We start from the raw sequence: 6,477 nt of genomic DNA on the forward strand, positions 1-6,477 counted from the left end.
ACTACGTGAGTGGTTGTTGGGAGTTCCTAATGAAGTTTGATCCAGTCGGCAATTGCTGAAACAGCATCTGGCTGGATAGGCCCCATAGTTGGTTCTCCGTCCTCTTTATTTGGGGAAAGAACATGCCCATAGTCAAAATAAGAAATCAATGTGACATCCTTGTGAAGCGCGCGCAATTTTTCTGACAAAGGCAAAGCATTGGTGCTGTAGAAGACATTTGTATCAAGAACACCGTGAACAATCAGCACAGGCACTGAATACTCGTTAGCTCTTTGAAGGAGGGTTTTTTCGGCGAAAATATCCTTGTACCACTGGGCCGGTTTCCCAAGTAGGATAGTGTCTGAAGGGGCTTTATACACGGACTTCATGAATTGAACAGACTGCTTCTTTAATACTTTAAGTAGATCTTCGTAAGTAATATAACCTTTTTTATTATGATCAATGCTATTGATCGGCAGACTAGATTTTAGCTTTTCGGGAACTTCATCGGGATAAATCTTTCCGTCGTGATTTTTGTCAACGGCGTCGAATGTGTTTGTGGCCATGACGTCCGTCATTTGATGTTGAATGGATGTTTTAATATTTTCTGCGGCGACGCCGATAAGAACGATCGATTTTATTTTGCTATTCTGTTTGTTTTTAAAAAGAACGTCAGAAGCGGTGATGGTTCCTTCAGAGTGGCCCATAAGAACAATCTTTTTGTATTGAGGAAGATTATTGACGTAATTGAAAATAATTTCCGCATCGGCTTTGATATTTCCAAAAGTATGAGTTTTTAAAGCCTTTTCGAAAGCTGGCGTGTTTTTTTCTTTAAATGCGCGCTTGTCGAAAACACATGTCGAGATTCCCACCGAGTTCAATTGATCCGAGATGATTTTAAAAGTCGGACTTGGTTTTCCGTCCAAGGTGACATCGGCCGGCATTGTCTCCCAGCGATCTTGGACTCCACTTCCATGATATAGGATCGCAATCGTATCAGACCCTGCGACATCATTGATCTGTCCGTTAAGGGTATAGCCCTTGTTTTCAACGCTAAAAGGAGCGACTGTAACCGCTGGCAGGATCATCTTCTTTGGACTTGTCGAGGCGCAATTCACGAGCAAAGTGGAAGAAATAATTGCTAAGAATAGAAAGATAGATCTCATGAAGGCCTCCAAGAACAGTCTCAAAGTCATCCACACGAGAGTCAATTTATTTTAAGAAAGAACTAAAGATGGTCAGATACTTTTAGTATTTTGATTGATATCCAAAGAAATCTTTCCTACAGACACAATTTTTCCAGTTTGATCAATGATTGGAAAAATAGTGGAAAGATACCTTGTGGATCCACCCTGGCTCGTTAGAACTTCTTCAAAAGTGATTGGGCGTTGAGATTTAATAGCCTCTTGTTCCTTAGCGAAGCTGGACGAGATAAAGTCGAAGGCTGCAAAATCCTGAAGATCTTTTTCTAAAAGAGAAGTTCGGGACATGCCGATCGCTTTGCAGAAGGCCGCATTGCAGCTCGTGATCTTTCCATTAATATCTTTAACAAGTATTAGGAAAGGTGCTGAATCCATGATTTGCTGTGTGCGAATTTGGAAATTGCGTTCGTCTGTGATATTGCGGGCAGAAGCAAATCTTACACCAAGTTCTGTATCCGCAGCAGCACTCCAGCTCAAGGTTCGATATGTTCCATCCGCAGCACGATAGCGATTCTCGAACCCCACAGATCGAACTCCTAAGTTCAGGCTTTCGATGTTTTTGCTAGTGGCCTCGCGATCATCGGGATGAATGAATTCGAAAAATGGAGTGTTAAGTAGAGTCTCCTCGCTATACCCCAAAGTATTCACAAGAGATTTGCTGGCCTTTTTTAAAAGACCATCTTTTCCGGCTACAGCCATCAAGTCGCTGGAAAGCGAGAAGAAACGATCTAATGTGATCTGGGAATTTTCTGCTTCTGACAGGCGTAATAAAAGTCGTTGGTATTCGCGAAGTGCTTTCCTGGATTCAAGATTGGAAGAGTGACATGTTGCGATTCCAAAGCATGCAAGAGTAGGAATCATAACGATAAAAATAACAGACAAAGTAGAGCTGATGGGAGGTAAAAGAATGCTGCAAATTGCAAATACAGTGGACAATAAAAGAATCGCGATCAATGCAGCTAAGGTGATTTTATTTTGCAGCTTCCAAAAGCTGAAGTATTCAATTGTTTTTTTCTTTTCCGGCAAATTCAAGCTAGGCCTCGCAACCAGTACATTAATCATATAGAAAGCGCGAGATACCTTCAAGATTTCTTATTTGTACATATGAAACGATTATGGCCTATGGACTCAAGACCGCAGCTTCTTTGAAAAGACTCACTTTCTTGTAGCTGCGGTCTGGGTCCAAATATAAAAAATTATACGTTTGAGGCTTCAGCAAAGGCTTACCCAACCGGGGACGATAGAGCAGTTTTTGATGTCATTTTGTATTTAAGTTTTTTGTCCAAAAGCTCCAAGCGCGATCAAGAGTTTTTTTATGAAGCTCATCGGCAGCCAAAGCCTCTGAGTGCGATAAATATTTGGGCTCATTAAGCTGCATGGCTATGGGTTGCAGTTGTGCGTTCAAGGTCGCATAGATAGCGCGATAGACGGCTTCCTTGATTGAGGAACCTACCGCCGTTGCGCCGTGACCCCGCATTAGCACAAGGGCGCTCTCATCGAGGGAGCGAGCGAGTGACTGTCCTTTTTTGTGACTCGACACCAACATATCAGTGTCTCCGTGATCGAGAGCAATATCAAACACGGGGACTCCCTGATCCAAGAAGCCGCACATGTGATAAAGGGGCATGAGAGGGGTTTTTGATACACCAAACGGAATAAGATAAGGCGAGTGCGTATGTACGACGGCGTGGACGTCGGGTCGTGCCCGGTAAATTTCTCCGTGAATAAATCGCTCAATAGATGGCTGTCGCGACTCTTGCAAAATCGGGTTGCTTTCCAGATCAAGCTCCATGATGGCTGTTCTGTCAGCTAATTCGGCGGCGTTGTCACAAACCATATAGTAGTGGTCTGGACGGGAATTCGAGCGTGCCGAAACGTGGCCGAAGCCATCAAGAACTCCCTTGTCGGCTAGAATTCGAGCAGCGAGGATGAGCTCTTCAAAGATGGACTGTGAATTAGTTTCCATGATTAGACTCCTGGTTCATTTTTTAACTATTGTCGCAGATAAATGGACAAGTCAGTTATCGACATTAGGTCAATTTATGTCGATAATGGGCCATATATGAGTCGAGACATACCATTCGTTAAATATATTCATAGTTATAAAGAGCGCAGCGAAGTACCGATGCACACTCATCAAAATGGTCAGTTAAACTTTATGGATGAGGGAATTATCCGCCTTCGCTCTCCAAGTGCGGCCTGGGTCGTGCCTCAAAAAAGAATCATCTGGATCCCGCCTGGTCAACTACACTCGGTTCGAGGCGAGAATGTCTCGGGCAGTTGGAAGGTTATGATTCCCGGAAAGTTTGCAAAGCTTCTTCCAAAGGAAATATCGGTTCTACAGTCGACACGGCTTTTGCTAGCAGCCCTTGAGTCTTTTCCAGAAAAAGGAGAAGTCATTGCGCCATCGAAACTTAAGCTCCTGATTGAAATCGTAAAAATTGAGCTTGCGTCGGCTCAGCAGGAAGAATTTGGAATCATACTTCCACAATCGAAAAGTCTGCAGTTTGTGGCGAATGCTTTGTTGAAAAATCCTGAAGACACTCGAAAGATTGATGACTGGGCTAAAGAAATCGGGATGTCGAGACGAACATTTACCAGACGATTTGCCTCCGAGACGGGAGATTCATTTGCTAAGTGGAGAAAAAATAATCTTTTGAATCGCGCCCTTGTGCTTTTATCGGAAGGCAAGAGTGTTTCTGATGTGGCCGATAAATTAGGTTATGCTTACCCCAGTGCCTTCATTGTCGCTTTTAAAAAAAGATTCGGCATTTCAGCTGGCAAGTTTGCGAAGACTTGAGTGCTAACGATCACGGGGTGAAGGGAAGCTGGCCATTCGCCGAATATAAGAGCATATAGATAACGAGTTTTTGAACGTCACTGGTGTTAGAAAGAAATTTTGATTTGTCGACCATGTCCCTTAAGACAATCTCGTGAAGAATCGCAATGGCTTTTTGATTGTTGTCGTTCAAATTGTCCCACAGGCCTTTGTTTATATAGTATCTGACTTGAGAGTCGTGCCGAGACTGAATAATCATCTGTCGGGAAAGACATTTGGGGTGGCTGCTGTCGATAATAGAGATCGCAAGGTTCCCAATGTCATTGGTAACATTAGCGGGCATCTCAGCGACCCAGACCACTTGAGACTCAAAATGATCCAGATAGTTTAAATAAACAGCACCAAGATCGGGAGATATCTCAGCGAACCTTTGAACAACTTCCCTTGCTTTTTGAAGAGGTGATCCCAATACAGGAGGTAGTACTAGCACGGGGTCAGTCGGACGCAATTGTCTGGTGTAGACATAGTAATCGAGGAAATAAATTTCGGCCGGAGTATTATTTGTAGAGCATAGAGCGACAAAACCACCATTTTGTGTTTCATTGCCGATCGTGGCATGAAGCGGCAAACTCCACGCGATAGCTAATAACATCCCAATAGACAAAGACCTTCTCATGTCGATTTTTCCTCGGAAGAAGAGTTAAAAGAGACACATGTCGATGTCGAGGAGAATGATCGAGATATCATCTTTTTTGTGATCTCAAAAAATTATTGAGATCACGTTGAATTTAGAGTGAAGAAAGTACAAAAGATTACTCTCAGTAACATTGCTGGCCGCAGGGAAGATCCCCGCAGATTGAGCAATGGAATAACTTCTTGCCTTTAAAGTGGCTGTTCGTTATCGGTCTGCGGTTGTATCAAGGTAGGTTTATTGAATGGACGTCGTCATTTTTTTAAAAAATCAACTTGAAGAGAGGAAGTCAAAAAATCCGTCTTATTCAATTCGTGCCTTTGCTCGTGACCTAAAGATTTCTCCAGGGCGTCTTGTCGATATCCTGAATTATCGGGTTAATGTCGGACCGCGATTGCTCGAGCGCATTGCCGAGCGACTGAAGTTGAGCGACGCTGAGGTCAGGGCGCTCAAGGACATTCATACCAACGAAAAGCAAAATCGCAAACTTCACGGCTCCTTCAATAGGTCTTTGTCTGATGGGGAATATGCTTTGATTGTTGCACCAATTCATTATGATATTCTTTCGCTGTTAGAGACAAAAGACTTCAATAGCGACCCGCGGTGGATTGCAAAACGACTTGGCAAGACCGTTCATGATGTCAATGAGGCGCTAAACAATCTTCTTTCATTAAACTTAATTAAGAAAACATCCAAAGGGACGTTGAAATTAGTGACACATGGAGTGACAACGACGAATAACATTCCTTCTGATGTCATTAAAGAAGCACATAGAGTCGTACTTCATGAGGCTCTTCGCAGTTTGGATGAGCACGATCTGGACGAACGCGATTTTTCAGGTATTACCATGGCAATCAATGTGGAGAAACTCGATGAAGCCAAGGAGATGATTCGTGCATTCCGCAGAAAGCTGTGCAAGTTTTTAGAGACGGGGAAAAAGACAGAGGTTTACACTCTGAGAGTTCAGCTTTTCCCCAAAACGGTACGACAATCTACCAAATAATAATCTATATGATTTACTCTGTCTGTGGGGGGCGCTACTCTGGCGATATGCGGAAGATCTTCTTCTTTTTTCTCATCTGTTTTGCCAGTGTAGCGAAATCTAAAGATTTAGATATTACTGTCGGATTATCTGATGTAGCGCCATTTAGTTATCAAGAAAATGGGGTCATTCAAGGCTTGCATTATGACATCATGAAACAGATTGAAGAAAAGTCGGGCCTGCTGTTTCGATACGAAATTTACCCGCATGCTCGTTTGGCAAAAGCATTAGATAATACAAGCATTGACATGACGATTTTATTTTCCGAGCACTGTGCGAATAGCAAGGGGTTTGAAATTCAGAAAGATCTTTATTCTTTGCAACCAGGACTCTATGTGAAAAAGGGAGTTCATAAGAAATTATCTGAGCTACAGATCGTGCTTTTGCGCGGAACATGTACAAAGTTGGCTGAAGAGATCCCGACCAGAGATGTTTATGACGTCACAAATATGGAACAAGCCGTGAGGATGCTTCAGGAGAAGCATGTGGATGGTTTTTGTGGCTTGGGTCCCGTGTTTAGGGCGGCACTGAATGATCAAAAAATTTCATTGAAAGTAACTCTTTTGCAGAGAGAGAAGCAGAAATACACATCAGTCATTTGTCGGCGAAAAAATCTTCCCGATCAGATAAAGAAGAAATTAGACAAGGCCGCCCAGAATTTGCAATTCAAAATTCCCGAAGAATAGATTTTCAAATTAGTAAATTGCTTGGGCAGCAACTTAGTATTTTTTTTGTCAGAGGATAGTGGCAAGCACGATTTGAGTAATTTGTTCCGCAAATTTTT

The 6,477-nt window shown here is 42.8% G+C and carries 7 protein-coding genes; 3 read left to right on the top strand and 4 right to left on the bottom strand.

What is annotated here, in order from left to right; translation table 11 throughout:
• Positions 1-26 precede the first annotated feature (26 nt).
• The 3 genes from VF412_RS06145 to VF412_RS06155 all read right to left on the bottom strand — a co-directional run bounded on the left by VF412_RS06145 (position 27) and on the right by VF412_RS06155 (position 3,147).
• On the bottom strand, positions 27-1,145 hold the full coding sequence (locus VF412_RS06145) for a serine aminopeptidase domain-containing protein (RefSeq protein ID WP_331338340.1): 1,119 nt from the start codon (positions 1,143-1,145) through the stop codon (positions 27-29).
• Positions 1,146-1,217: 72 nt separating this feature from the next.
• Positions 1,218-2,243: a PAS domain-containing protein gene (locus tag VF412_RS06150; protein WP_331338341.1), complete on the bottom strand. Its 1,026-nt coding sequence runs from the start codon at positions 2,241-2,243 to the stop codon at positions 1,218-1,220.
• A 196-nt stretch (positions 2,244-2,439) separates the two neighbouring features.
• Positions 2,440-3,147, bottom strand: a complete 708-nt coding sequence (locus VF412_RS06155) for a class II aldolase/adducin family protein (protein ID WP_331338342.1) — start codon at positions 3,145-3,147, stop codon at positions 2,440-2,442.
• Between the two features lie 96 nt (positions 3,148-3,243).
• Here VF412_RS06155 and VF412_RS06160 point away from each other — a divergent pair, with 96 nt between their 5' ends.
• Complete coding sequence (locus tag VF412_RS06160) at positions 3,244-3,981, top strand: AraC family transcriptional regulator (RefSeq protein WP_331338343.1); 738 nt, start codon at positions 3,244-3,246, stop codon at positions 3,979-3,981.
• Between the two features lie 10 nt (positions 3,982-3,991).
• On the opposite strand, the gene VF412_RS06165 is transcribed toward VF412_RS06160, so the two are convergent.
• Positions 3,992-4,636, bottom strand: coding sequence for a hypothetical protein (locus VF412_RS06165; protein WP_331338344.1), 645 nt, complete (start codon positions 4,634-4,636; stop codon positions 3,992-3,994).
• Positions 4,637-4,895: 259 nt separating this feature from the next.
• On the opposite strand from VF412_RS06165, the gene VF412_RS06170 reads away from it, so the two are divergent.
• Positions 4,896-5,654, top strand: coding sequence for a TIGR02147 family protein (locus VF412_RS06170; protein WP_331338345.1), 759 nt, complete (start codon positions 4,896-4,898; stop codon positions 5,652-5,654).
• 8 nt (positions 5,655-5,662) lie between these two features.
• The gene (locus VF412_RS06175) at positions 5,663-6,379 is read left to right on the top strand and encodes a substrate-binding periplasmic protein (RefSeq protein WP_331338346.1); all 717 of its coding nucleotides are present in this window, start codon (positions 5,663-5,665) and stop codon (positions 6,377-6,379) included.
• The last annotated feature ends 98 nt before the right edge of the window (positions 6,380-6,477 follow it).

The sequence above is a fragment of the Bdellovibrio sp. genome (assembly GCF_036384735.1).
GTDB lineage: Bacteria > Bdellovibrionota > Bdellovibrionia > Bdellovibrionales > Bdellovibrionaceae > Bdellovibrio.

What these genes read in the sequence shown, in the direction of transcription:
- VF412_RS06145 (WP_331338340.1), bottom strand. Translation starts at nt 1,145, where the DNA reads ATGAGATCTATCTTTCTATTCTTAGCAATTATTTCTTCCACTTTGCTC.
- VF412_RS06150 (WP_331338341.1), bottom strand. Translation starts at nt 2,243, where the DNA reads ATGATTAATGTACTGGTTGCGAGGCCTAGCTTGAATTTGCCGGAAAAG.
- VF412_RS06155 (WP_331338342.1), bottom strand. Translation starts at nt 3,147, where the DNA reads ATGGAAACTAATTCACAGTCCATCTTTGAAGAGCTCATCCTCGCTGCT.
- VF412_RS06160 (WP_331338343.1), top strand. Translation starts at nt 3,244, where the DNA reads ATGAGTCGAGACATACCATTCGTTAAATATATTCATAGTTATAAAGAG.
- VF412_RS06165 (WP_331338344.1), bottom strand. Translation starts at nt 4,636, where the DNA reads ATGAGAAGGTCTTTGTCTATTGGGATGTTATTAGCTATCGCGTGGAGT.
- VF412_RS06170 (WP_331338345.1), top strand. Translation starts at nt 4,896, where the DNA reads ATGGACGTCGTCATTTTTTTAAAAAATCAACTTGAAGAGAGGAAGTCA.
- VF412_RS06175 (WP_331338346.1), top strand. Translation starts at nt 5,663, where the DNA reads ATGATTTACTCTGTCTGTGGGGGGCGCTACTCTGGCGATATGCGGAAG.